The organism is Microbacterium sp. SY138 (assembly GCF_039729145.1).
Classification (GTDB): Bacteria; Actinomycetota; Actinomycetes; order Actinomycetales; family Microbacteriaceae; genus Microbacterium; species Microbacterium maritypicum_A.
This window is the reverse complement of sequence record NZ_CP155793.1, coordinates 2,191,379-2,215,279: the sequence shown is the minus strand read 5'-3', so window position 1 is coordinate 2,215,279 and position 23,901 is coordinate 2,191,379. Positions and strand designations below refer to the sequence as shown.

Genomic DNA, 23,901 nt, shown 5'->3' with positions numbered 1-23,901 from the left:
TCAGCAACCTCGGAGCGTGCTCACCGGCCGCGCCGCATAGAATCGAACCGTCATGTCAACCATCTTCGACTGCAGCGACGAGTCGCAGCTCCTCGCCGGAATGCGTCATGCGCGCCAGGCGATCGGCCGTGGCGACCTCATCGTCATCCCCACAGACACGGTGTACGGCGTCGGCGCCGATGCCTTCTCGCCGGCCGCTGTCCAGCGGCTCCTCGACGCGAAGGGGCGGGGCCGCGACCAGCCGCCGCCCGTGCTGATCGGCACGAAGGAGACACTCGCCGCCCTCGCCGAATCGGTTCCCGAACCGGTGGAGCGGCTGGTCGAGGCGTTCTGGCCCGGTGGTCTCACGATCGTGCTGCCCGCGCAGCCGTCGCTGGTCTGGGACCTCGGTGAGACGCTCGGCACCGTCGCCGTCCGCATGCCGGAGGGGCGGGTCGCACTCGAACTGCTCGCGGAGACCGGTCCACTGGCCGTTTCCAGCGCGAACCTCACGGGGGAGGCCGCCGCCATCTCCGCGTACGACGCCGAGAAGATGCTGGGTGACAGCGTCGCGGTCTACCTGGCGGACGGACTGAGCAAGAACGGCATCGCGTCGACCATCGTCGATGCGACCTCGTTGGTCCGCCGCGGTGCGGACTCCGAGACGGGAGGCGTGCGCATCCTCCGCGACGGCGCCGTGACACGGGAGCAGCTGCAGGAGGTGCTCGGAGATCTCCTCGAGCCCGAGGACGATGCCGAGCACGAGCATCACCACCAGCATGCACCGGACCAGGACGGGGATTCGTGAAGCAGTATCTCTTCACGATCATCCTCACCGCCGCGATCACTTTCGTACTGACCTGGGCGGTGTGGAAGCTGAGCCTCCGGTTCAAGCTGTACCCCGCCATCCGCGACCGTGACGTGCACACCACGCCCAAGCCCCGTCTGGGCGGCGTCGCGATCTTCCTCGCCATCGCCGCGGCGTTCGGGTTCTCCGCGATCAATCCCTTCTTCCAGAGCATCTGGATCCCCCCGCAGACCATGTGGTCGATCCTCGGCGCCTCGCTGCTGATCGCGATCATCGGGGTCGTCGACGACCTGTGGGACATCGACTGGATGATCAAGCTGGGCGCGCAGTTCCTGGCGGCGGGCGTCATCACCGTCGGCGGCGGCCTGCAGATCCTCTCGTTGCCGTTCGGTGACCTCATCGTGGTATCGAGCTGGCTGAGCATCACCATCACGATGTTCGCGATCGTCATCGTGATGAACGCGGTGAACTTCATCGACGGGCTCGACGGGCTCGTCGCGGGCGTGTGCCTGATCTCGAACGGTGTGTTCTTCGCCTATTCCTACATCTTCACGCGCGACTCGGGCGCGTCCAGCTACTTCAACCTCTCGACCTTCATCGCGGCGGTGCTCATCGGCGCCTGCCTCGGCTTCCTGCCGTTGAACTGGAGTCCGGCGAAGATCTTCATGGGCGATTCCGGGGCGCTGGTGATCGGCCTGCTGATGGCCACATCGGCGATCGCGATCACCGGGCAGATGGACCCGTCCGCCCTCGACCCCGAGCGTCTCGGGCGTTCCCAGCTGGTCGGCGCGTTCCTGCCCATCCTGCTGCCACTGCTGGTCGTGCTGCTCCCGCTGCTCGACTTCGGGCTCGCCGTGCTCCGCCGGATGAGCGCCGGTCGCTCGCCGTTCTCGCCCGACCGGAAGCACCTGCATCACCGCATGCTCGATCTCGGTCACCGCGACCGCGACGCCGTGCTCATCTTCTATGCCTGGACGGCCGTCGTCTCGCTCGCCGTCCTCCTGATGTACGTCGGTGCCCGGGAGGACTGGCCCGGCCAGTATCTGCCGGGCGTCGGCTTCGGCATCGTGGGCATCGCCGCCTGCCTCGTCGTCACGCTGAGTCCCACCCGCCGCAGGAAGAGCGCAGCGGGCGCCGAACCCGAACCGACACCCGTGGAGTCCTGATGAGCCCGAGCCCCGTTTCCAGCACGCCGATCCTGCGCCGGACCCTGATCTGGTCGGCGATCGCCACCGCGGTGCTCGCGATCGTGGCGGGCGGAGTCGGTTATCTCGTCGCCCAGGGGGAGGGGCTCGTCAGTGGCCTGCTCGGTGTCGTCCTGGCTGCCGTCTTCCTCGGGATCACCGGACTCAGCATCCTGATCGCCAACCGCTGGTTCGGGGATCCGCTGTACGTGCAGCTGTTCTTCGCGATCGTCCTGGGCGGCTGGCTGCTGAAGCTCGGCCTCTTCGTTGTCGTGATGATCCTCCTCGCCGGTCAGCCGTGGCTGCAGCCGATGGTCTTCTTCCTCTCGATCGTCGCCGGTGTGCTCATGTCGCTCGTCATCGACGTCGTCGTGCTCACCCAGATGCGGCTCCCGAACGTCAGCGACACCACGCTGCCGACCGAGGTGCCCGAGGATCGTGCCCCCGGCGCGGCCAATCACATCGACGGCGGGCCGGTCGAGGGTGGCCAGCGGTCTTAGGGGACCCTCAGATTCTGATAGTGTTGAGACGTGCCCGCCGCTCGCCCGCGAGCGCTTGCGCTGTGAAGCACACCGACCATCGTCGCCCCGGTTCTGACCGGTGCCCCGAAGCTGGAGCCCGCGCTGTTTAATATCGCTGCGACCCTGACCCCCCGACTTGCCACCGACGGCGAGTTCCACGGCCCTTCGATCGATGAGTTCTTTCCGGAGATCCTCTTCCACGTAGGACCCATCCCGGTGAACCGGATCCACCTGATCCAGTTGCTCTCGGTGATCGCCGTGGTCCTCATCCTCTGGCTCGGCACCCGACGCATGAAGGTCGTCCCCGGACGTTTCCAGAGCGTCGTCGAGATGGGCCTCGGCTTCGTCCGTGGCGGCATCGCCCACGACCTGCTCGGTCGCAAGGACGGTGACCGGTTCCTCCCGATCCTGATGACCATCTTCTTCATGACTCTGTTCATGAACATCACCGGCATCATCCCGTTCCTGAACATGCCGGGTACGGCGATCATCGCGGTGCCGCTCACGCTCGCGGTGGTCAGCTACGTCACCTTCATCTACGCCGGCATCAAGAAGAGCCCCAAGAACTTCTTCAAGAACTCGCTCTTCCCCTCCGGTGTGCCGTGGCCCGTGTACTTCATCGTCACGCCCATCGAGCTGATCTCGACCTTCATCATCCGCCCGGTGACCCTCACCCTGCGACTGCTGATGAACCTGGTCGTCGGTCACATGATCCTGGTCCTCTGCTTTGCAGCGACCCAGTTCTTCTTCTTCACCGCGGGTGGCGGCTGGGCCGCTCTCGGTATCGGAACCCTCGCCTTCGGCGGCGCCTTCACTCTCTTCGAGATTCTGGTCGCCGTCCTCCAGGCATACGTCTTCACCGTCCTCACCGCGGTCTACATCCAGCTCGCGGTCGCAGAAGAGCACTGAGCGGGCGGGCAACAGCCCTCCCACCCAACGAAAGGAAAAACCCCGTGGACGCAACTACGGTTCTCGCTGACATCAACGGCAACCTCGCGGTGATCGGCTACGGCCTCGCAGCCATCGGCCCGGCCATCGGTGTGGGCATCGTCGTGGGCAAGACCATCGAGGGCGTCGCTCGTCAGCCCGAGCTGGCCGGCCGTCTCCAGGTCCTCATGTGGATCGGTATCGCCTTCACCGAGGCGCTTGCATTCGTCGGCATCGCCGTCGGATTCATCCCCTTCCCGTAATCCGAACCGACTTCTGAAGGAGACAGGATGCTGAACGCTCTTGTCACGAACCTCGCAGCAGAGGAGGGCGCGGTCAACAACCCGCTCATCCCGGCGTGGTACGACATCATCTGGTCGGGCCTCTGGTTCCTCATCATCCTCATCGTCGTGTGGAAGGTCGCCCTTCCCAAGCTGACGAAGATGCTCGACGAGCGGTCCGCCGCCATCGAGGGCAACATCGCCAAGGCCGACGAGGCGCAGAAGCAGGCGGAGGCGGCACTCGAGGAGTACACGCGTCAGCTCGCCGAGGCGCGTACCGAGGCCGGCGAGATCCGCGAGGCCGCCCGCGAGGACGGCAAGAAGATCGTCGCCGAGGCGAAGGACGCCGCGACCGCCGAGGCCGCACGCATCACCGCCACCGCGCACACGCAGATCGAAGCAGAGCGTCAGACCGCTCTCGTCTCGCTGCGCAGCGAGGTCGGATCGCTCGCTCTCGACCTCGCCGGTGGCGTGGTCGGCGAGACGCTCTCCGACGACGCACGTGCGACGGCTGTCGTCGATCGCTTCCTCGCCGAGCTCGAGGCATCCGAGAAGGCGGCTCAGTAATGGGCAGCGCGACCACTCAGGCACTCGCGGCATCCATCAAGACGCTTGCCGCAGCGAAGGACGTCACTCTCGACACCGCGCGGGAGCTGTTCGCTGCCGCGCATGCCGTGAGCGAGTCGTCCCAGCTGAGCGGCGCGCTTGCTGATCCTTCCGCACCCGCCGCGGCACGACAGAACGTCGTCGCCGCGGTGTTCGGCGGGTTCTCCGCAGGCGCCCAGGGCGTCTTGAAGACCGCCGTCGCCGAGCGCTGGTCCCACGCGGGTGAGCTCGTCGACGGTATCGAGGAGCTCGCGATCCGCGCCGCAGCGATCGCGGAGCCCGGCACGGACATCGAGGGGGAGCTCTTCGGATTCTCCCGGGTGATCGCGGCGAACCCCGAGCTCGAACTCGCTCTGGGCAGCCGCGTCGGTGGAGAAGACGCCAAGAGTGCACTCGTCGAGCGCCTCCTGGCCGAAGGCTCCACCAGCGCCGCGACGACGCTGATCATCACGTCGCTCGTGCGCGAGCCGCGCGGGCGACGGGTCCGACGGCTGCTGAACCGGGCGATGAGCGTCGTCTCGAGCCAGCGTGGTCGAGTGGTCGCCACGGTGCACACCGCGGCCCCTCTCAGCGACGCGCAGCGCGCCCGTCTCAGCGACTCGCTCTCGCGTCGCTACGACGGCCAGGTATCGCTCAACGTCGTCATCGACCCTGCCGTCGTCGGAGGCCTGCGCGTGCAGATCGCCGATGACGTCATCGACGGCAGCATCTCCGCACGACTCGCCGACCTTCGCCAGAAGCTCGCGGGCTAACACGACTTCGCGCGGGGAACCGCGCACCCAGATACAAAGGGAAGACAATGGCAGAACTATCGATCAGCCCCGACGTCATCCGTGACGCGCTGAAGGACTTCGCCGCAGCATACGAGCCCTCCGGGGCCGGGGCGACCGAGGTCGGCACCGTCATCGACGCCGCAGACGGCATCGCGCACGTCGAGGGACTGCCCGGCGTCATGGCGAACGAGCTCGTCATCTTCGCCGACGGCACCAAGGGTCTCGCACAGAGCCTGAACGAGCACGAGATCGGTGTCGTCGTCCTCGGCGAGTTCACCGGCGTCGAGGCCGGTCAGGAAGTCACCCGCACCGGCGAGGTCCTCTCGGTCCCGGTCGGCGACGGCTACCTCGGCCGCGTGGTCGACCCGCTCGGCAACCCGATCGACGGACTCGGTGCCATCGAGACCGAGAGCGTCCGCGCCCTCGAGCTCCAGGCTCCCGGCGTCATGCAGCGCAAGTCGGTGCACGAGCCGATGCAGACCGGCATCAAGGCCATCGACGCGATGATCCCCGTGGGCCGTGGCCAGCGTCAGCTGATCATCGGCGACCGCCAGACCGGCAAGACGGCCATCGCGATCGACACGATCATCAACCAGAAGGCCAACTGGGAGTCTGGCGACGTCAACAAGCAGGTCCGCTGCATCTACGTCGCCATCGGCCAGAAGGGCTCGACCATCGCTTCGGTGAAGGGCGCGCTCGAAGAGGCCGGCGCTCTGGAGTACACCACGATCGTGGCGGCTCCGGCGTCCGACCCCGCCGGCTTCAAGTACCTGGCTCCCTACACGGGTTCCGCCATCGGTCAGCACTGGATGTACGGCGGCAAGCACGTCCTCATCATCTTCGATGACCTGTCGAAGCAGGCTGAGGCCTACCGTGCCGTCTCCCTCCTCCTGCGCCGCCCGCCGGGCCGTGAGGCCTACCCGGGTGACGTCTTCTACCTGCACTCGCGTCTGCTCGAGCGTTGCGCGAAGCTGTCCGACGAGCTCGGCGCCGGTTCCATGACGGGTCTCCCGATCATCGAGACCAAGGCGAACGACGTCTCGGCCTACATCCCGACCAACGTGATCTCGATCACCGACGGCCAGATCTTCCTCCAGTCCGACCTCTTCAACGCCAACCAGCGTCCTGCGGTCGACGTGGGTATCTCGGTTTCGCGAGTCGGTGGTGACGCGCAGGTCAAGTCGATCAAGAAGGTCTCCGGAACGTTGAAGCTGGAGCTCGCGCAGTACCGCTCCCTCGAGGCGTTCGCGATGTTCGCATCCGACCTCGACGCGGCTTCGCGTCGTCAGCTCTCCCGTGGTGCGCGTCTGACCGAGCTGCTCAAGCAGCCGCAGTACTCGCCGTACCCCGTCGAGGAGCAGGTCGTCTCGATCTGGGCCGGTACCAACGGCAAGCTCGACACGATCGAGGTCTCCGACGTGCTGCGCTTCGAGCGCGAGCTCCTGGACTACCTTCGTCGCAACACCCAGGTCCTCGAGACCCTCCGCGACACCAACGTCCTCGACGACGCCACGGTCGCCGAGCTCGACAAGCAGACGGATGCCTTCATCCTGGAGTTCCAGGGTGGCAAGGGACACGCCATCGGCGCCCCGGGTCACGAAGAGCACGCTGCGGCCGAGGCGGAAGACGTCAACCAGGAGAAGATCGTCAAGGGTCGTCGCGCGTAACCGCGTGAGGTACTGACATATGGGCGCTCAACTCAGGGTCTACAAGCAGAAGATCTCTTCTGCTCAGACGACCAAGAAGATCACGAAGGCGATGGAACTCATCGCGGCTTCGCGCATCCAGAAGGCGATGGCACGCGTCAAGGCGTCCACTCCCTTCGCGCGTGCCGTGACGAGGGCCGTGTCGGCCGTCGCGACGCACTCGAACGTGGATCACCCGTTGACCCGCGAGTCCGAGAACATCACCCGCTCCGCGGTCGTGATCTTCTCCTCGGACCGCGGTCTGGCCGGAGCCTTCAACTCGCAGATCCTCCGTGAGGGTCTCGAGGTTGCGGAGCTCCTGCGGGAGCAGGGCAAGGAGCCGGTCTTCTACCTCATCGGTCGCAAGGCCGTCGGATACTTCCAGTTCCGACGCCTGGCTGCCGCTGCGGAGTGGACGGGCGACACCGACACCCCGTCGTTCCACACCGCGGAGGAGATCTCCGCGACGCTGCTCGAGTCCTTCTCCCGCGGGGGACAGGACGGCGGCGTCGACGAGATCCACCTCGTGTACAACCGTTTCGTCAGCATGATGACGCAGTCGCCCGAATCCGTGCGTCTGCTCCCGCTGGAGATCACGGAAGCCGATGAGTCGGAGGCCGGTAACACCGTTTACCCGCTGTACGAGTTCGAGCCGGACGCCGAGACTGTTCTCGACGCGATCCTGCCGGTGTACATCCAGAGCCGAGTCTTCAACGCTCTCCTGCAGTCGTCTGCCGCAAAGCAGGCGGCGACGCAGAAGGCGATGAAGTCGGCCAGCGACAACGCCGACAAGCTCATCACCGACTACACCCGTCTGCGCAACAACGCGCGCCAGGCGGAGATCACGCAGCAGATCGCCGAGATCGTCGGCGGCGCCGACGCCCTCTCGAGCAAATAGACCATCAGGAAAGAGACGAAAATGACCCTCACCGCTCCGGCTGACCAGCCGGCGACCGCGGTCGTCGGGCGCGTCGCACGCGTCAACGGTCCGGTTGTCGACATCGAGTTCCCTCATGACTCGATCCCCGACATCTACAACGCGCTGAAGACCACGATCGCGATGGGCGAAGAGTCCACCGAGATCACGCTCGAGGTCGCTCAGCACCTCGGCGACGACCTCGTCCGCGCCATCGCGCTGAACCCGACCGACGGCATCGTCCGCGGCCAGGAAGTCCGCGACACCGGTGAGGCCATCTCGGTCCCCGTCGGCGACGTGACCAAGGGCAAGGTGTTCAACGTCATCGGCGAGGTGCTGAACCTCGAGCCCGGCGAGACCATCGAGGTCACCGAGCGCTGGCCGATCCACCGCAAGGCCCCGAACTTCGACCAGCTCGAGTCCAAGACTCAGATGTTCGAGACCGGCATCAAGTCGATCGACCTCCTCACCCCGTACGTGCTGGGTGGAAAGATCGGTCTGTTCGGTGGAGCCGGTGTCGGTAAGACCGTCCTCATCCAGGAGATGATCCAGCGCGTCGCGCAGGACCACGGTGGTGTGTCGGTGTTCGCCGGTGTCGGTGAGCGCACCCGTGAGGGCAACGACCTCATCCACGAGATGGAAGAGGCGGGCGTCTTCGACAAGACCGCCCTGGTGTTCGGCCAGATGGACGAGCCGCCGGGAACGCGTCTTCGCGTCGCCCTGTCGGCTCTGACGATGGCGGAGTACTTCCGTGACGTGCAGAAGCAGGACGTTCTGCTCTTCATCGACAACATCTTCCGCTTCACGCAGGCCGGTTCCGAGGTCTCCACGCTGCTGGGCCGCATGCCCTCCGCCGTGGGTTACCAGCCGAACCTCGCCGACGAGATGGGTGTGCTCCAGGAGCGCATCACCTCGACGCGTGGTCACTCGATCACCTCGCTGCAGGCGATCTACGTGCCCGCCGATGACTACACCGACCCGGCTCCGGCGACGACGTTCGCCCACCTCGACGCGACGACCGAGCTCTCTCGTGAGATCGCCTCGAAGGGTCTGTACCCGGCCATCGACCCGCTGACCTCGACGTCGCGCATCATGGACCCCCGCTACTTGGGCGAGGACCACTACCGCGTCGCGACGACCGTCAAGCAGATCCTCCAGAAGAACAAGGAGCTGCAGGAGATCATCGCCATCCTGGGTGTCGATGAGCTCTCCGAGGAAGACAAGATCGTCGTGTCGCGTGCACGTCGCATCCAGCAGTTCCTCTCGCAGAACACCTACATGGCCAAGAAGTTCACGGGCGTCGAGGGTTCGACCGTCCCGCTGAAGGAGACCATCGAGTCGTTCGACGCGATCACCCGCGGTGACTTCGACCACGTGGCCGAGCAGGCCTTCTTCAACGTCGGTGGCATCTCCGACGTCGAAGAGCAGTGGGCGAAGATCCAGAAGGAGAACGGCTGACCATGGCGCTGCATGTCAGCCTCGTCTCCGCTGATGCGGAGGTCTGGACGGGAGAGGCGAGCCTCGTGGTCGCCAAGACCGTCGAGGGTGAGATCGGCTTCATGACCGGCCACGAGCCGGTGCTGGCCATCCTCGCCGAGGGCCAGGTTCGCATCACCCAGTCGGATGGCACCAAGGTGCTGGCCAACGCGCAGGACGGGTTCCTCTCGATGGAGGGCGACACCCTGACGATCGTTGCCGGCAACGCGGCTCTGATCGCTTAGCAGTTCCTGTTTCACGCGTCCGCCTCGGCACCCGCACGGGTTCCGAGGCGGACGCGTCTGTATCCACCGAGGTTCCATGAAGATCCTGCTCCCTCCTTCGGAGACCAAGCATGAGGGCGGTGAGGGGTCCCCGCTCGACCTCGCGTCGCTGGCACTCCCGTCTCTGAACGAGCGGCGCGCCGCTGTCGTCGAGGCTCTGATCGACCTCGCTGCCGACGAAGAGGCTGCCCGTCGGGTGCTCAAGCTGAGTGCGCGGCAGAGCGGCGATGTCGCGCACAACAGGGCGCTTCGCTCCGCTCCCACGATGCCCGCGATCGACCGATACACGGGGGTGCTGTTCGACGCGCTCGATGCCCGATCGCTCTCCGTCGCGTCCCGTCGATGGCTGGGTGCCCATGTCTGGATCCACAGCGCTCCGCTTGGACCGGTGGGCGCGCTCGACGCGGTCCCGACGTATCGGCTGGCCGCCGGCACCTCCGTCCCCGGGCTTCCCGCGCTTCGGCGGCATTGGGCGGAGGCCACCTCTGCAGCGATCGCGGAGGCGGATCCGTCGTTCGTGCTCGACCTGCGGAGTGAGGCCTACGTCGCGCTGGGACCCATGCCGGACTCCGTCTCCTCCGCTTACGTGCGGGTCGTGACGGAGCACGGGAGGGCCCTCAATCACTTCAACAAGAAATCGAAGGGTGCACTCGTCCGGGCGATTGCCGAGGATCGACCACGGGTCGGTTCCCTTCGCGGTCTTCGGCTCTGGGCGGAGAAGCGAGGGATCATTCTCCGCGATGGCGCACACCAGGGCGTGCTGGAGCTCGTCGTCGACGAGTGAGCAGGGGATCGGCCGGGTGTGCCGTGCGTCCACGCGCGGCCACGAGTCGAACGCGCCCGACGGCGTAAGAGACATGCGCGCGTACCCCGGGAAGCGCTAGTGTGTTCAGCGCATGATGCCGCATCATGACTTTCTGGAGGGAACCATGAACGACTACTACGGCTATGACGGCCTGTCAGGCGGAGCGATCCTCGCGCTGACCCTGGTCTACACGATCCTGCCACTCGCCATCTACGCACTCTACTCGTGGTTCTACATGAAGATCTTCGAGAAGGCGGGAGTGCAGGGGAAGTGGCGCGCGTGGGTGCCCGTCTACAGCACGATGATCTTCTACAAGCTCGGCGATCTGAGCCCCTGGCTCGTCCTCTACCTGATGGGTGCCGGTATCCTCGGCGCGATCATCCCGTTCCTCGGGTGGTTCCTGATCCTCCCGCTCGTCGGCATCGCGGGTCGCGTCGTCGACCTGATCGCCGCCTGGCGCGTCGGGCTGAAGCTGCAGAAGGACGCTGTCTGGGTCGTCCTCTACTTCTTCCTGCCTCCGGTGTGGCTCGGCATCAACGCGTTCGACAAGTCGCGCTGGAACCCGAGCATCCAGCCCGCTTCCTGGGCTGCCAACGGTCTGCTCGGCGACCGCACCGCGTGGGAGGGCATCCCCGCTCAGACGTCGGCCGCGGCGCCGCAGCCCGGTTACGGTGCTCCGCAGGGCTACGCGCAGCCCGGACCGCAGGGATACGCGCCTCCCGCGCAGCCGGGGTACGCACCGCCCGCGCAGCCCGGCTACGCACCTCCCGCAGGCCCTGCAGCTCCGGCGACCGGTGCCCCGGTTCCGCCGGTGCCGCCGACCACGCCGCCGGCGCCCCCTGCGGCACCGCCCACGGCTCCGCCCGCACCGCCGACGGCTCCGCCCGCTGCTCCGCCGGCTCCTCCCGCAACCCCGGCGTCCCCGCCGACCGATCCCACACAGCCTCCGGCGTGATGGTCTGACGGTGTGACCTTCTGACACAGAGCCCCCGACCTCGGTCGGGGGCTCTGTGCTGTTCCGAGTGGTCGTCTATCCGCAGCGGCCGCTAACGTGGTGGCATGGTCTCGTCCCAGCGCCGTGTGGGTGCCTCCGGTCTTCTCGTGTCCGCCACCGGCCTCGGCTGCAACAACTTCGGGCGCGCGGGGACGATGACGGAGAGTCTCGCCGGCACGCGCGAGGTGATGGATGCGGCTCTCGCCAACGGCATCACCTTCTTCGACACCGCTGACATGTATGGAGCAGCAGCGGGGGCGAGCGAGCTGCTGATGGGCGAAGCTCTCGAGGGACGCCGCGACCGTGTGGTGCTGGCGACGAAGTTCGGACACGAGCGCGACATGGGTTACGCGTTCCCCGCTGCCCGGGGTTCTCGTCGCTACGTGCGTCGGGCCGTCGAGGAATCGCTGTGCCGGTTGCGCACGGACTGGATCGATCTCTATCAGCTGCATCTCCCCGATCCCGAGACGCCGATCGCGGAGACCACGGATGCCCTCGATGAACTCGTGCGCGAGGGCAAGATCCGCTACTACGGGCACTCGAACTTCGCCGGGTGGCAGATCGCCGAAGCGGAGTTCACGACGAGGGCGCGATCGAGTGGCAGGTTCATCTCGGCTCAGAACCACTACTCCCTGCTGGCTCGGGCGGCGGAGCGGGAAGTGCTGCCGGCGGTGGAACGCTACGAACTCGGCTTCTTCCCGTATTTCCCCCTGCACAACGGCCTGCTCACGGGGAAGTTCACTCGCGACGGCGGGCCGCAGCAGAGCCGGATCATGTCGACACGGCGCCACGTGTGGGAGAACGCACCGTGGGATGCCCTGGATGCATTCCGCGATTTCTGCGATGAGCGCGGCATCACGATGGTCCAGGCGTCGTTCGGCTGGTTGCTCTCGCACGCGGCGGTCTCCAGCGTGATCGCGGGCGCGACCTCGGTCCCGCAGGTCGAGGCGAACGCAGACGCGGGGGAGGCCTGGCGCCCCGACGCGGCCGAACTCGCCATCATCGATGATCTGTTCCCGCTGCCGGCCGATCCGGGCGCCCGGGTGTGATCGAGGTGCGCGTGACTTCTACTACGATGTGTTGTGAGTATCCTGCGACCGTCCGACCCGCCGCAGGCCCATCGGAGGCAGCACGTGGCTGAGACGAAGACGCACCGCGTCACGGTTGCGCAGCGCCCGCTGCTGCTGTCGTGGTCCGGGATCACCGATCAAGGCCGACGCCGGGAGACGAATCAGGACGCGTTCCTCGCCGACTATCCGCTGTTCATCGTCGCTGACGGAATGGGCGGTCATGCCGGCGGCGAGATCGCGAGTCAGAGCACGGTGGCCCGGTTGCAGGCCGTCGTCTCCTCGGGGAAGGTCGACGGACCATCGATCGAGAATGCGCTCGAACTGGCTGTCGGAGACATCGCGGAGCATCCCGAGACCACCGACGAGGGCACGGGGACCACGCTCACGGGAGTGTACTTCGAGACCGACGGGGATGAGCCGCGCTGGACCGCACTGAACATCGGCGACTCCCGCGTGTATCTCCTTCGCGACGATCGACTGGTCCAGATCACCACCGATCACTCGGTCGTGCAGGAACTGATCACAGCGGGCAAGCTCAGCCCGGAGGAAGCTGAAGGGCACCCCTACAGCAACGTGATCACGCGTGCCGTGGGGGCGAGTGAGCTCACAGCTCCCGATTACGTCTCCATCGACGTGCGTCCCGGTGACCGATTCGTCATCTGCTCGGACGGCCTCACCAAGGAACTGACCGACTACGGGATCCAGCATTTCCTCCGGGAGCACGACGATCCGGGTGCCGCGGTGGACGCGATGCTTGCGGCGGCGTTGGAGAACGGCGGTCGCGACAACGTGACCCTCATCATCGTCCAGGTGGCGGCAGAGGACGACTCGTCCTCCCCAACCGAGAACACCGCGGAGTAACGCTCCAGCGCTGTGCACAGCCCTATTTCACGGGCCGTGATGCGGTCCACTGGATTCCATGGAATCCCCTCCGATCGTGCTTCCCGCGGCTCCGGCAGCGTCGCCTCGCGCTCCACTGCCTTTCATGGCCGCCCTCGTGCCGGTGGCCACGGGAGTGGTGATGTGGTTGGTCACCGGCTCCCTCCTCGCGCTCTGCTTCGCGGCATTGGGGCCGTTGATGATCGGCGCCTCACTGCTCGACGCGACACGTACGCGGCGCCGTGAACGCCGACGAACCGAGCAGCAGCTCGAAGCCGAGTGGGTTGCGGCGGAAGCGGATCTGGTCCAGCGTCAGCAGGACGAGCTCGAAGCCCTGTGGCAGCGGTGGCCCGACGCCGCGACCTGCATCGCACAGGCGCCCCTGCGCGGCGCTCAGGGAGTCGACGCGACGACTCCGATCGTCATCGGTGCCGGCAACACGACGAGTGCGGTCCGCTGCACCGGCGCGGATGACGCGCGCGGGCGGGACTTCCGTGAACGATGCCGTGTCATCGCGGACGCGCCGGTCTCCGCGCCGATCGGTGGGGGGATCTGTCTTCGAGGTGCGCGGCCTGTGGCCGAGGCGGCAGCGCGCGCTCTTGTCGTGCAGCTGTGTCTGCGGTTCGGCACCGGCCAGCTGTCGCTGATCGGCATCGATCCGGAAGACACTGATCTCGCTGACCACGGCCTGGCGAGCCTGCCCCACGCCCGGAGTGCGCGGCGTGGTGCTTTCCGGATCGGGTTCGGTCCTGCGGCGGGCGTCCGGGGGGATGCGGACGCCCTGATCGTGTTGACCGCGGTGGGGGAGGACGTCCCGGCGGGAATCACGACGGTCATCGACATCGTCGAACCGCGGCGGGCGACGCTGCGCACCCCGACAGGTAGCCAGGCAGTCGCTGTCGAGTGCCTGTCGCGTGCCCAAGCGGAGACCGTCTCCGCGGAGCTGGCGCGTCGCGACGACGAGACGGATGCGATCCCCGACGCGGTGCTGCTCTCCGAGCTCGAGCAGACCTCGGCCGGAGGCGGGCTCGTCGCGACCATCGGCCGAGGCGAACGCGCGAACATCACGGTCGACATCGTGGGAGACGGACCGCACGCGATCGTGACGGGGATGACGGGGACCGGCAAGAGCGAGCTGCTGGTCAGCTGGGTCACTGCCATCGCCACGGCGCACGGCCCGGACGAGGTGACGTTCGTGCTCGCCGATTTCAAAGGCGGTACGGCTTTCGAACCCCTGAGCGCACTGCCTCAGGTGGCCGCCGTCATCACTGATCTCGACGATCAGGGTGCAAGACGAGGCGTCTCCAGCCTGACCGCCGAGCTGCGACGTCGAGAGAGGGTGCTGGCCGCCGCCGGGGCGCGCGACGTCAGCGGTGTGTCGATGCCCCGGCTGATCATCGTCGTCGACGAGTTCGCGGCGCTTCTGACCGAGCACCCCGAGCTCGGTGCGGTCTTCATCGATATCGCTGCCCGTGGCCGCGCCCTCGGGATGCACCTGATTCTCGGGACACAGCGTGCTGCCGGGGTGATCAGAGACGCCCTGGCTGCGAACTGCCCCCTTCGCATCAGCCTGCGCGTCGGCGACGCCGCCGACAGTCGGCTCGTGATCGGTACCGATGCTGCCTCCGCGCTCACGGGAGACGTCGGTTCCCGCGGTCTCGGCTTGCTGCGTCGACCATCCGACCAGGAACCCGTCGCGATGCGCATCGCCCTGACTGAGGCTTCCGATATTCGTGGTGTCGGTCTGCGGTGGGCGGCAGCGGGCGAGTCATCCAGCCCGTGGCTTCCCCCGCTTCCGGCCATCCTGCCGATCGCCGAACTCGTCACGGAGGCCGGAATCCTCCCCGATGCGATCATCCTCGGTCGCGCCGATGACCCTGGTCGCCAGGCGCAGCCGCTGGAGATGCTCCGGCGCGGAGAGGAACGGGGGCTGGTGGTGCTGGGCGCCCCCGGATTCGGTAAGACCTCGGTGCTGAGAGCGATCGCGGCGCAATGCGATGACGCATTCTGGATGCCCGGCGATCCCGAGGGCGCCTGGGACGTGCTCGCCGCATGGGTCGAGGGCGGGGAGCGTCCGCCCTCGGTCGTCCTGATCGACGACATGGATGCGATGCTGGCGACCCTGCCGGCCGAATACGCGCAGCAGCTCGTCCACCGCTGGGAGCGCGTGCTTCGGGCGAGTCCGGACACCACCTTCGTTCTGACGGCCACCAGGGCGAGCGGGGCGTTGGGACGTGTACTCGATCTGGTGCCCCGTCGGGCGCTGTTGCGGATGCCGACGAGACTCGAGCATCTGGCGGCCGGCGGAGAGGCATCGGGGTTCGTGCGCGACCGCGTACCCGGGCGCGCCGTGATCGGAGATCGCGAGGTGCAGTTGGCGTGGGTCGACGAGGGCCGATGGCTGCCGCAGGCAGCGCAGACACCACGGTGGACGCCGTCGTCTGCGATCACCGCTGTCGTCAGTGCCGGCACCGATACGGTCATCGCCGCTCTTCACGACGCGCACCCCGCATGCGAGGTGGTGGCGGCAGGATCTGAGTCGACTTCGCCGGGAACACGCTGCATCCTGGTCGCCGACGCGGAAACCTGGCAGCGGAACTGGTCGCTGTGGCAGCGCATCAGATCGGCAGGCGAGGTGCTCATCCGATGTGAACATCCCGGCGAGCTCCGGCAACTGATCGGCGCGCGGGAGCTTCCTCCGTATGCACACCCGCACGCAGGCCGGGCCTGGTCGGTCACCGGCTCCGGTGCGCCGAAACGTGTCCACCTCGCCGAGCTGTCGCCTCGGTGAGGCGTTGCCCTGAGAAGCGTTGCCCTGAGAAGCGTTGCCGTGAGAAGCGTTGCCGTGCGGAGACGTTGTCGTGAGGAGAAGGCGCCGCGAATCGACGCTCGGCGCCGAGGAACACCGCCGCGGGCGTCAGACTCCTGCGCCGGGGCGGATGGAGCCGACGTTCTCCCCTCCGCCGAGCACGGCGAGCGGAAGTGCGTCCGCGAGCGATGCCACGTCGGCATCGCTCAGCCCGCCCGCCCGAGCGAGAAGGGTCGCGGCAACGATCGTCGAGGCGCGAGTGGCACCGTCGAGCATCTTCAGCGCCACGGTCGTGCCGTTGGGGGCGACCATCACCATCACGCCCTCGGCGCCGTACTTGGTGAACACGCCGAGCCTCTCGGTCGCGATCGTGTCGGGGCGGCCCGGACCCTCGATCGTCCAGGGGTTCTCCCGCACGGCGCGGACCAGGGAACCGGCCACGCGGTGGAGGGCGAAGGGCGAGCGGTCGGAAGCGGTGCCGATGCGGTGGATCGCGCGTGCCAGGCCGGTCAGCGTCATCGCATGGACCGGCGCACCGCACCCGTCGATAGCGGTATGGGCGATCTTCTCGCCAGTGAGGCGCTCGATGACGTCGCGGATGTGCTGTTGCAGTGGATGGGTCGGGTCGAGGTATCCGTCGGTCGGCCAGCCCGTCGCCACGCATGCGCGGAGCATCGCGGCGTGCTTGCCGGAGCAGTTCATGCGCACCCGGGTCGGCTCGCCGTGCTCGCGGACGAGCTCGTCTCGCGACGCCGAGTCGCTCGGCCACGTGGCCGGGCAGCGGAGATCGTCTTCCGTCAGCCCGCCCTCGGTCAGGATGTCGCGTACCACCGAAGCGTGACGGTCGGTGCCGACGTGACTGGCCGTGGAGAGCGCGAGCTGCTCGCCTTCGAGGACGGCACCTGCGGTGATGCAGGCGATCGCCTGGAGAGGCTTGAGGCTGGATCGCGGCAGGATCAGCGAATCGGCATTTCCATGGCGACCGACGATGTCCCCGTCGGGGGAGAGCACGACGGCCGCGCCGGCGTGGCGGGATTCGACGAATCCGCTCCGCTCGACGACGGCGAGTTCCACGGAATCCTGAACGGTGAGAGTCTCCTGCACCCGTCAACTCTAGCCCGGGGCGTGCGGCGTCTCGCGTCGTGTCGGAGGAGCCTGACAGACTGAGCAGATGGCAGAGACGACCATGCGCACGCTCGGCGAACACCGCTACGCGCTCACCTCGACGTGGACCGGCAACACCGGCACCGGGACGACCGGATACCGGGACTACCGGCGAGACGTGACGATCGAGGTCGAGGGGAAGCCCGATCTCCTCGCCTCGGCAGACAAGCCGTTCCGCGGCGATCCCTCACGATGGAATCCGGAGGACCTGCTGCTCGCCTCCCTCTCCGAGTGCCACCTGCTCTCATACCTGCACGCGTGTGTGACCGCGGGCGTCGTCGTGGTGTCCTATCGCGACCAGGCCAGCGGGACGATGCGCGAGGACGGTGCGGGGGGCGGATCGTTCGTCGAGGTGATGCTGCGGCCCGAGGTCGTCGTCGCCGAGGCCTCGATGATCGACGCAGCAGAGCGCGCCCACGCCCAGGCGAACGAGTGGTGCTTCATCGCGAACTCGATGAACTTCCCCGTACGCCACCAGGCGACGGTCACAGCCTTCGCCTGAGTGGGGCTCACAGGCCTCAGCGACGCTCGTGCGGGAGGGCCTGCTTGATCTTCTCGATGGCACCTTGCGCCGGTGCCTCGTTGTACGCGCCGGCGAGCTCCTGGCCGGAGAGACCGTGGATCGCCGCCATGATCTGATCGGTGGCGAGGCGACGTGCGCGTCCACTGGTCGCGGGCCCGTGCGGCGAGAGGTCGAGCGGCTCGCCGAAACGCACGGTGATGCGCTCCTTGAGGGTGGGGATCTTCGCTCCCACCGGCATCACCTTGTCCGTGCCGATGAGGCCGACCGGCACCACAGGGGCGCCCGTCTGCAGAGCGAGGAACGCGACGCCTGTGCGGCCTTTGTAGAGGCGGCCGTCGGTCGAGCGGGTCCCCTCCGGGTACAGGGCGACGGCGAGACCCTCATCGAGGAGCTGGCGTTGCAGATCGAGCGCGTCCAGCGCGGCTTGCCCGGCACCTCGTCGCACCGGGATCGCGCCGATCGATTCGAAGAAGGTCTTGCTCATCCAGCCTTTGAATCCGGTGCCTTCGAAGTACGTCGACTTCGCGAGGAAATGGACGGGACGAGGGGCCGCGACCGGGATCGCGATCGAGTCGATGAATGACAGATGGTTGCTCGCGAAGATGACGGGACCGGTCAGCGGCACGTTGTCGCGCCCCTCGATCCGGGGGCGGTACACCAGACGGGCGAGCGGCGTGATGAGGCTGCGGCCGAGCGTGTAGGCGAACCCGGCGTGGCGAGGCTTCGCAGTCTCCTCTGACGAGGATTCCTCTTCTGACGAGGATTCGGGCTCGACGGACTGCTCAGAGGTCATCAGAGCAGATTACTCCCGGATCCATGCCGGGGTGGGAATGAAGAGTTGCGCCGCGCCTCCCAGCGCGAGCAAAGGGGTATGGGGCAGGATGGAGTTTCCTGCCCGCGATCCCGAGGTCTCACTGTGCGCAAGCGTCCGCTCATCGTTCTGTCCACCGTCGCCGCGGCGACCCTGCTGCTGGCGGGTTGCGCCGGTGGTGGAGCCCCGGAGAGCTCCGGCACCCCGTCGCCCTCCGCATCGAGCGCGTGCCAGTTGGATGCGAAGTCCGGGGATACCTCGGACGCGGTCGTCGTGGAGGGGGAAGGGGCAGACACCACCGTGACGGTCCCGGCCGATGCGCCGTTCGCCGGCGTCGAGAGGACCGTCATCTCCGAGGGAGACGGAGACGACGTCGTGGTCAATGACCTGGTGTCCGTCGAGTACCAGATCGTCGACGCGACCAACAATCAGGTGCTCGACTCGTCGGCTCGTGGTGAAGGTGGTGTGCTGCCCGTTCTCCTCGACACCAACCAGTCCTCGCTCTTCGTCGCGGCGCTCGAGTGCAAGCCGGTCGGCTCGCGCATCGTGCTGACTCTTCCCGGAAAGGTCCTCGGCGAGGGCGCCAACAACGTGGTCGTCTACGCCGAGGCCGTCGAGCAGCTGCCCGAGGTGGCGACGGGAACGCCGGTCGACCCGACTCCCGGCATGCCGACTGTGAAGCTCGACGACAAGGGCGCTCCGACCGTGACGATCCCGGACGGCGACGCGCCGACGGAGACCCAGGTCGCCGTCCTCAAGCAGGGTGACGGTGCGACGGTCGCCTCCGGCGACCTCGTCGTCGTGCAGTACCTGGGCGTCAAGTGGTCCGACGGCAAGGAGTTCGACTCCAGCTGGAGCCGCGACGCCGCGCCCGCGCAGTTCCAGACCACCGGCGTGGTCGCGGGCTTCCAGAAGGCCCTCGAAGGTCAGAAGGTCGGCTCACAGGTCATCGTCGTGATGCCGCCGTCCGACGGATACGGTGCGAGCGAGGGACATGAGCTCCAGAAGGAGAGCCTCGTGTTCGTCGTGGACATCCTGGCGACGACACCGGTCCAGGCGCAGCAGTAGCCGCTGGGTGCCGAGAGCGTGACCTAGGCTGACGGTATGCGTCGCGTCATCGTCCTCGGCTCCACCGGTTCCATCGGCACCCAGGCACTGGATGTGATCCGTGCCAACCCTCGCCGATTCGAGCTGGTAGGCCTCGCTGCCGGGTCCAACGCCGAGATGTTGGAAGCGCAGGCCGCACAGTTCCAGGTCGAGTCGACCGCTCTCGGCGCGCTCGAGGCCGAGCAGCTGGTCCGTGACGTCGAGGCGGACGTGGTGCTCAACGCCATCACCGGCTCGATCGGACTGGGCTCGACGCTCGCGGCGCTGAAGGCGGGACGCACGCTCGCTCTCGCGAACAAGGAGTCCCTCATCGTCGGCGGCGACCTGGTCCTCGCCGCCGCCGCTCCCGGTCAGATCGTCCCGGTCGATTCCGAGCACTCGGCGCTCGCGCAAGCGCTCCTGGCCGGTACTCATGCCGAGGTGCGCCGCCTCGTGGTGACGGCCTCGGGCGGGCCGTTCCGCGGTCGCAGCCGCGCGGAGCTGACCGAGGTCACTCCGTCCGAGGCTCTCGCGCACCCGACATGGGACATGGGACGAATGGTCACGACCAACTCCGCGACCCTTGTCAACAAGGGACTCGAGGTGATCGAAGCGCACCTGCTGTTCGACGTCGCCTACGACGACATCGAGGTCGTGGTGCACCCGCAGTCCATCGTGCACTCGATGGTCGAGTTCATCGACGGTTCCACGATCGCACAGGCCTCCCCGCCCGACATGCGTCTGCCGATCTCCCTGGGTCTGGACTGGCCGCACCGCGTCGGTGGCGTCGGACGCCCCCTCGACTGGTCATCCGCCACTTCCTGGACGTTCGAGCCCCTCGACGCCGAGGCGTTCCCCTCCGTCGCACTCGCGAAGGCGGTGGGCCGCGCCGGCGGCACCTTCCCTGCTGTCTACAACGCCGCGAACGAACAAGCGGTCGACGCGTTCCACGAGGGACGGCTCTCGTTCCTCGGCATCGTGGACACGATCGCTCGGGTCGTCGACGCGCACGATGCGCCGGACGCCCTCACCGTCGAGACGCTCGCCGAGGCCGAGGCATGGGCGCGCTCGACGGCCGATCGGATGATCGCGGCGGTCTGATCGGGGACCAGGGCGGAGTCGCCCTGGTCGAGCAGGTCAATCCTCGTCGGGGTACGGGACCGGCCAGCGCGGATCGGGTACGGGCCAGCCGGCGTCGCGCAGCGCGCGGCGAGCGAGCTCGCGTGCGGAATACGGTGTGCGGACGCCGCGGATGTCGCGATAGTCCTGGTGCCCGGGGCCGGCCCACAGGATGGCGTCGCCGTCGCCGACCAGGCCGACGGCGGTGACGATGGCGTTCTCGGGCGGTGAGGCCTCGTGTATCTCGGCATCCGGTCGTGCCGTGCGGGCGCCCTCGATGAGGGTCGCCCGGATGGACGCGGGGTCCTCGAAACGGGGGTGGTGATCGGTGACGACGAGGATGTCACTGCCTTCGACCGCCGTGCGCGCCATGTCGAATCGCTTGCTCGCATCGCGGTCGCCGTCGGCGCCGAAGAGCATCAGCACCTTGCCCGGTGTCACACGCCGGACGGCGGCGAGGGTCTTCTCGAATGCGTCGGGTGAGTGTCCGAAGTCGACGAAGACGGCAGGCCCACGATCGCCGGAGACGAGCTGGGTGCGACCGGGCAGGTAGGCGCGGATCCCCCCGTCGCGGGTGAGCGCATCGACGATGCGATCCCAGGCGTAGCCGCCCTCGAGGAGCATCACGATCGCCAGAGCCGCGTTGGCCGCCATGTGCGGTCCGATCACCGGAACCGTCGTGGTGAGGGACCCGGCGGGGCCGGTCATCGTGAAGGTCGTACCGGCGGCGCGCTCCTCGTCGATGACGACCACCCAGTCCGCGGCGGTCGCGGCGTCGGGATCGGCGGCGATCGACGGAGTGCCGACAGTGACGACCGGGATCTCGGCCCGGTCGACGACGACCGCACCGGACGGGGAATCCAGGCAGATGACCCCGCGCTGGGCGCGGTCGGGCCGGAAGAGGGGCAGCTTCGCCTCGAAGTACTCCTCCATGTCGGCGTAGTCGTCGAGATGATCGTGGCTCAGGTTCGTGAATCCGGCGACGTCGAACAAGATGCCGTCGACGCGGTGACGTGACAGCGCCTGTGCGCTGACCTCGACCGCGACGGCTTCGACCTGGCGCTCACGCATCAGCGCCAGGAGCGCGTGCATCTCGGAGGCTTCAGGGGTGGTCAGGCGCGAGACGATGACCTCGCCCGCGATGTGACGTTCTGCGGTGGAGGAGAGGCCGGTGACCACGCCGATCTGATCGAGGATCCCCTCGAGCAGGTGGGAGACGCTGGTCTTGCCGTTGGTGCCCGTCGTCGCGAACAGCAGGGGGAGCGGGTCACCGGCGCCGGTGCCGTAGACCCACGCGCTGAGATCACCGAGCACGGCGCGAGGGTCGTCGACCACGAGGATCGGAAGCCCCGCGGCTTCGGCGATCTCCGCGCCAGCGTCGTCGGTGATGACGGCGACGGCACCCTTCTCAGCGGCGGTGACGGCGAAGTCCGCGCCATGCCGGTTGACGCCGCGGATCGCGACGAATGCCTCGCCGGGACGCAGGTCTGCCGTCGCGAGGGTGATGCCGGAGAGGGCGATTCCGTCGACATCGCCGCGGACGGTGCGGGCGAAACGGGAAGCGAGTTCGGACAGCTCACGCCGGGGCGGGTTCGCGGGGCGGAGCACGGGAGGCAGGCTCGGTTGTTGTTCAATCGACATGGCGCATCCATGATCTCACGACCGTGGTGGGAACCCTTCGCCGAGCGCCCCCTCGCGCGCCGCGTTGCGGAGCACGAGGGGGAGCTCGCGTCGTCAGGCTCGGCGTCGGTAGGCGAGGATCGCGACGACCAGGGCGGCGAAACCGGCGAGAAGCCCACCCGCCCCGAGCGCCACACCCAGGGGATCGGCGACCGTGGTCGGAGCCGTGCTCGCGGCCGCAGTGTCGGATTCGGTGTGCTCGCCGTGCCCGTCGGCGGCAGCGGCCGTGACGGAGACGACCGGAGCCGGCGCGTCGAGGCTGTGCGGATCCTGGCCGTTCTCGGCGATCTGCGTCCATTCGGTCGAGCCCTCGACGCACTGTTGGACCACGGGGAACGCCAGAGTGTCGGGGGCGGTCTCGTCCAGACCGACCCCCATGCTCACCGCGCCGCGAAGGTCGGTGGGCACCGGGGTGACCGCCGTATAGGTCACGGCGCTGACGAGACCGTCGTCGCCGCGCTCGACCTGGATGTCCCAGTCGGAGTCCATCGTCGGCGAGACGGATGCGAGCCCCTCGGGCATCGTGATGCGCAGCGCGGTGGTGGGGGAGTTCTCGCAGCCGTGGGAGAACGAGAACGTGAGCACGCCGTGGTCGCCCGCAGCGATCTCGTCGGGGCTGACGCCCACATGGGCACCTGCCATCGTGGGAACGGCCAGGGCGAGTGCGGCTCCGCCGAGGACACCGAGCGCGGCGCGTCGCAGAGTGAGCGAGCGCCGAGCGGTGGAGCGCAGGGTGGTGGGGCGCGGACTGCGGGTACGGATGTTGCGGGACATGAGAGTTCTCCTGGTGCTCGAAGTGCGGGCGCGCCACGGTGGCGCATCTCCGCGAGAAAGGGACGCTGCCCGTGTCGGAGCAGCGGATTCGAGTGCGACGGATCAGTCGCGCAGGAGAGCGGGAGGCCCGCGCCTCGGCACAGCGGCCGAGATGGTGACGGCGAAGCTGGCGATGGTGGTCGACCGCAGCCGCGGCGGCCGGCGATGCATGGCCGGTGCCCCGGCGGACGCGCGCCGGAAGAGGGCATCCACCCAGCGGGCGACGACCCGAACGACCGCTTCTCCGTGCCACACGAGAAGCGTCGTGAGCACGGCTGCGAAGACGTGCGCGAACAGCATCAACGTGCCAGGTGCTGCTGTGGGCGCCGTGGAAGAGAGCGCGCTCAGATCGAGATGATGGGCGTGACCGCCGCCGGCGATCGGAGCGGTACCGGTTGGCGAGCCCAGCAGTTGGAACACGACGTGGAAAGCGGCCTGTCCGAGGAACACGGCGATGGCGACACGACCCCGCGACTCACGGATGCCCACCAGGAGCGCCGACAGAGGGGTGAGCAGGGTCGCGACCGCCAGGATCAGCAGCATGTGCGGGACCGCTCCGCCGCCGAGGGTGTGCGAGAGGGCTGCGAGCAACGTCGCCACCGAGGAGACGGCGGCAGCGCGCACGAGTCGCAGCTGCCGGGCATTCACCGTCTCAGCCTAGCCGCGCGGCGTGCCGGGCGGATTCCTAGCTGTGGGCACTAACGTTGG

At 67.8% G+C, this 23,901-nt stretch carries 24 protein-coding genes; 19 read left to right on the top strand and 5 right to left on the bottom strand.

The window, feature by feature from the left end:
- Positions 1–52 precede the first annotated feature (52 nt).
- The 16 genes from ABDC25_RS10550 (at position 53) to ABDC25_RS10475 (ending at position 15,979) form a co-directional block, all read left to right on the top strand.
- Positions 53–787 (top strand): L-threonylcarbamoyladenylate synthase, encoded by a 735-nt coding sequence (locus tag ABDC25_RS10550; RefSeq protein ID WP_021199369.1) that lies wholly within the window; start codon positions 53–55, stop codon positions 785–787.
- The gene (locus ABDC25_RS10545; RefSeq protein ID WP_021199370.1) at positions 784–1,953 is read left to right on the top strand and encodes an MraY family glycosyltransferase; all 1,170 of its coding nucleotides are present in this window, start codon (positions 784–786) and stop codon (positions 1,951–1,953) included. Before ABDC25_RS10550 ends, ABDC25_RS10545 begins: the two co-directional genes overlap by 4 nt.
- Positions 1,953–2,471: a hypothetical protein gene (locus ABDC25_RS10540; RefSeq protein WP_021199371.1), complete on the top strand. Its 519-nt coding sequence runs from the start codon at positions 1,953–1,955 to the stop codon at positions 2,469–2,471. Before ABDC25_RS10545 ends, ABDC25_RS10540 begins: the two co-directional genes overlap by 1 nt.
- Positions 2,472–2,681: 210 nt before the next feature.
- Positions 2,682–3,401 (top strand): F0F1 ATP synthase subunit A, encoded by a 720-nt coding sequence (atpB, locus tag ABDC25_RS10535; RefSeq protein WP_231479872.1) that lies wholly within the window; start codon positions 2,682–2,684, stop codon positions 3,399–3,401.
- A 44-nt stretch (positions 3,402–3,445) separates the two neighbouring features.
- Complete coding sequence (gene atpE / locus ABDC25_RS10530) at positions 3,446–3,682, top strand: ATP synthase F0 subunit C (RefSeq protein WP_021199373.1); 237 nt, start codon at positions 3,446–3,448, stop codon at positions 3,680–3,682.
- Between the two features lie 27 nt (positions 3,683–3,709).
- Positions 3,710–4,267, top strand: a complete 558-nt coding sequence (locus ABDC25_RS10525; RefSeq protein WP_021199374.1) for a F0F1 ATP synthase subunit B — start codon at positions 3,710–3,712, stop codon at positions 4,265–4,267.
- Positions 4,267–5,058 carry a F0F1 ATP synthase subunit delta gene (locus tag ABDC25_RS10520; protein WP_021199375.1) on the top strand — a complete coding sequence of 264 codons (792 nt, stop codon included), beginning with the start codon at positions 4,267–4,269 and terminating at the stop codon, positions 5,056–5,058. Before ABDC25_RS10525 ends, ABDC25_RS10520 begins: the two co-directional genes overlap by 1 nt.
- Positions 5,059–5,105: 47 nt before the next feature.
- Positions 5,106–6,746, top strand: a complete 1,641-nt coding sequence (atpA, locus tag ABDC25_RS10515) for a F0F1 ATP synthase subunit alpha (protein ID WP_021199376.1) — start codon at positions 5,106–5,108, stop codon at positions 6,744–6,746.
- A 19-nt stretch (positions 6,747–6,765) separates the two neighbouring features.
- Positions 6,766–7,662: a F0F1 ATP synthase subunit gamma gene (locus ABDC25_RS10510; RefSeq protein ID WP_017830990.1), complete on the top strand. Its 897-nt coding sequence runs from the start codon at positions 6,766–6,768 to the stop codon at positions 7,660–7,662.
- 21 nt (positions 7,663–7,683) lie between these two features.
- Positions 7,684–9,138 carry a F0F1 ATP synthase subunit beta gene (atpD, locus tag ABDC25_RS10505; RefSeq protein ID WP_017830989.1) on the top strand — a complete coding sequence of 485 codons (1,455 nt, stop codon included), beginning with the start codon at positions 7,684–7,686 and terminating at the stop codon, positions 9,136–9,138.
- A 2-nt stretch (positions 9,139–9,140) separates the two neighbouring features.
- Complete coding sequence (locus tag ABDC25_RS10500; RefSeq protein ID WP_017830988.1) at positions 9,141–9,401, top strand: F0F1 ATP synthase subunit epsilon; 261 nt, start codon at positions 9,141–9,143, stop codon at positions 9,399–9,401.
- Between the two features lie 76 nt (positions 9,402–9,477).
- Entirely contained in the window at positions 9,478–10,224 is a 747-nt protein-coding gene (yaaA, locus tag ABDC25_RS10495) for a peroxide stress protein YaaA (RefSeq protein ID WP_347122877.1), read from the top strand.
- 145 nt (positions 10,225–10,369) lie between these two features.
- Positions 10,370–11,200, top strand: coding sequence for a DUF5684 domain-containing protein (locus tag ABDC25_RS10490; protein WP_052514688.1), 831 nt, complete (start codon positions 10,370–10,372; stop codon positions 11,198–11,200).
- A 104-nt stretch (positions 11,201–11,304) separates the two neighbouring features.
- Positions 11,305–12,288 carry an aldo/keto reductase gene (locus tag ABDC25_RS10485; RefSeq protein WP_347122875.1) on the top strand — a complete coding sequence of 328 codons (984 nt, stop codon included), beginning with the start codon at positions 11,305–11,307 and terminating at the stop codon, positions 12,286–12,288.
- A gap of 84 nt (positions 12,289–12,372) precedes the next feature.
- Entirely contained in the window at positions 12,373–13,170 is a 798-nt protein-coding gene (locus tag ABDC25_RS10480; protein WP_292775481.1) for a protein phosphatase 2C domain-containing protein, read from the top strand.
- A 58-nt stretch (positions 13,171–13,228) separates the two neighbouring features.
- Positions 13,229–15,979: an FtsK/SpoIIIE domain-containing protein gene (locus ABDC25_RS10475; protein ID WP_347122873.1), complete on the top strand. Its 2,751-nt coding sequence runs from the start codon at positions 13,229–13,231 to the stop codon at positions 15,977–15,979.
- A gap of 126 nt (positions 15,980–16,105) precedes the next feature.
- On the opposite strand, the gene ABDC25_RS10470 is transcribed toward ABDC25_RS10475, so the two are convergent.
- Positions 16,106–17,101, bottom strand: coding sequence for an asparaginase (locus ABDC25_RS10470; RefSeq protein WP_347122871.1), 996 nt, complete (start codon positions 17,099–17,101; stop codon positions 16,106–16,108).
- Between the two features lie 67 nt (positions 17,102–17,168).
- Between ABDC25_RS10470 and ABDC25_RS10465 the strand changes: the two genes are divergently transcribed.
- A complete protein-coding gene (locus tag ABDC25_RS10465) occupies positions 17,169–17,663 on the top strand; it encodes an OsmC family protein (RefSeq protein WP_347122869.1) in 495 nt (164 codons plus the stop codon).
- Positions 17,664–17,679: 16 nt separating this feature from the next.
- Here ABDC25_RS10465 and ABDC25_RS10460 read toward each other — a convergent pair whose 3' ends face one another.
- Positions 17,680–18,477 (bottom strand): lysophospholipid acyltransferase family protein, encoded by a 798-nt coding sequence (locus ABDC25_RS10460; RefSeq protein WP_029264704.1) that lies wholly within the window; start codon positions 18,475–18,477, stop codon positions 17,680–17,682.
- Between the two features lie 123 nt (positions 18,478–18,600).
- Between ABDC25_RS10460 and ABDC25_RS10455 the strand changes: the two genes are divergently transcribed.
- Positions 18,601–19,563 carry an FKBP-type peptidyl-prolyl cis-trans isomerase gene (locus ABDC25_RS10455; protein WP_167254354.1) on the top strand — a complete coding sequence of 321 codons (963 nt, stop codon included), beginning with the start codon at positions 18,601–18,603 and terminating at the stop codon, positions 19,561–19,563.
- A gap of 36 nt (positions 19,564–19,599) precedes the next feature.
- Complete coding sequence (gene dxr, locus ABDC25_RS10450; RefSeq protein WP_167254352.1) at positions 19,600–20,682, top strand: 1-deoxy-D-xylulose-5-phosphate reductoisomerase; 1,083 nt, start codon at positions 19,600–19,602, stop codon at positions 20,680–20,682.
- Positions 20,683–20,718: 36 nt separating this feature from the next.
- On the opposite strand, the gene ABDC25_RS10445 is transcribed toward dxr, so the two are convergent.
- From ABDC25_RS10445 to ABDC25_RS10435, 3 genes are all read right to left on the bottom strand, one after another.
- Positions 20,719–22,341, bottom strand: coding sequence for a UDP-N-acetylmuramoyl-L-alanyl-D-glutamate--2,6-diaminopimelate ligase (locus ABDC25_RS10445; protein WP_208323571.1), 1,623 nt, complete (start codon positions 22,339–22,341; stop codon positions 20,719–20,721).
- A gap of 93 nt (positions 22,342–22,434) precedes the next feature.
- Complete coding sequence (locus tag ABDC25_RS10440) at positions 22,435–23,154, bottom strand: YcnI family protein (RefSeq protein ID WP_347122867.1); 720 nt, start codon at positions 23,152–23,154, stop codon at positions 22,435–22,437.
- A 102-nt stretch (positions 23,155–23,256) separates the two neighbouring features.
- Positions 23,257–23,841: a hypothetical protein gene (locus ABDC25_RS10435; RefSeq protein ID WP_347122866.1), complete on the bottom strand. Its 585-nt coding sequence runs from the start codon at positions 23,839–23,841 to the stop codon at positions 23,257–23,259.
- Positions 23,842–23,901 lie beyond the last annotated feature (60 nt).

Bases quoted from the DNA above. Each gene is read 5' to 3' on its own strand.
- atpD (WP_017830989.1), top strand. From the start codon at position 7,684: ATGACCCTCACCGCTCCGGCTGACCAGCCGGCGACCGCGGTCGTCGGG.
- atpA (WP_021199376.1), top strand. From the start codon at position 5,106: ATGGCAGAACTATCGATCAGCCCCGACGTCATCCGTGACGCGCTGAAG.
- ABDC25_RS10490 (WP_052514688.1), top strand. From the start codon at position 10,370: ATGAACGACTACTACGGCTATGACGGCCTGTCAGGCGGAGCGATCCTC.
- ABDC25_RS10445 (WP_208323571.1), bottom strand. From the start codon at position 22,341: ATGTCGATTGAACAACAACCGAGCCTGCCTCCCGTGCTCCGCCCCGCG.
- ABDC25_RS10540 (WP_021199371.1), top strand. From the start codon at position 1,953: ATGAGCCCGAGCCCCGTTTCCAGCACGCCGATCCTGCGCCGGACCCTG.
- ABDC25_RS10485 (WP_347122875.1), top strand. From the start codon at position 11,305: ATGGTCTCGTCCCAGCGCCGTGTGGGTGCCTCCGGTCTTCTCGTGTCC.
- dxr (WP_167254352.1), top strand. From the start codon at position 19,600: ATGCGTCGCGTCATCGTCCTCGGCTCCACCGGTTCCATCGGCACCCAG.
- ABDC25_RS10460 (WP_029264704.1), bottom strand. From the start codon at position 18,477: ATGACCTCTGAGCAGTCCGTCGAGCCCGAATCCTCGTCAGAAGAGGAA.
- ABDC25_RS10520 (WP_021199375.1), top strand. From the start codon at position 4,267: ATGGGCAGCGCGACCACTCAGGCACTCGCGGCATCCATCAAGACGCTT.
- ABDC25_RS10510 (WP_017830990.1), top strand. From the start codon at position 6,766: ATGGGCGCTCAACTCAGGGTCTACAAGCAGAAGATCTCTTCTGCTCAG.
- ABDC25_RS10475 (WP_347122873.1), top strand. From the start codon at position 13,229: ATGGAATCCCCTCCGATCGTGCTTCCCGCGGCTCCGGCAGCGTCGCCT.
- ABDC25_RS10440 (WP_347122867.1), bottom strand. From the start codon at position 23,154: ATGTCCCGCAACATCCGTACCCGCAGTCCGCGCCCCACCACCCTGCGC.
- ABDC25_RS10500 (WP_017830988.1), top strand. From the start codon at position 9,141: ATGGCGCTGCATGTCAGCCTCGTCTCCGCTGATGCGGAGGTCTGGACG.
- ABDC25_RS10550 (WP_021199369.1), top strand. From the start codon at position 53: ATGTCAACCATCTTCGACTGCAGCGACGAGTCGCAGCTCCTCGCCGGA.
- yaaA (WP_347122877.1), top strand. From the start codon at position 9,478: ATGAAGATCCTGCTCCCTCCTTCGGAGACCAAGCATGAGGGCGGTGAG.
- ABDC25_RS10465 (WP_347122869.1), top strand. From the start codon at position 17,169: ATGGCAGAGACGACCATGCGCACGCTCGGCGAACACCGCTACGCGCTC.
- ABDC25_RS10525 (WP_021199374.1), top strand. From the start codon at position 3,710: ATGCTGAACGCTCTTGTCACGAACCTCGCAGCAGAGGAGGGCGCGGTC.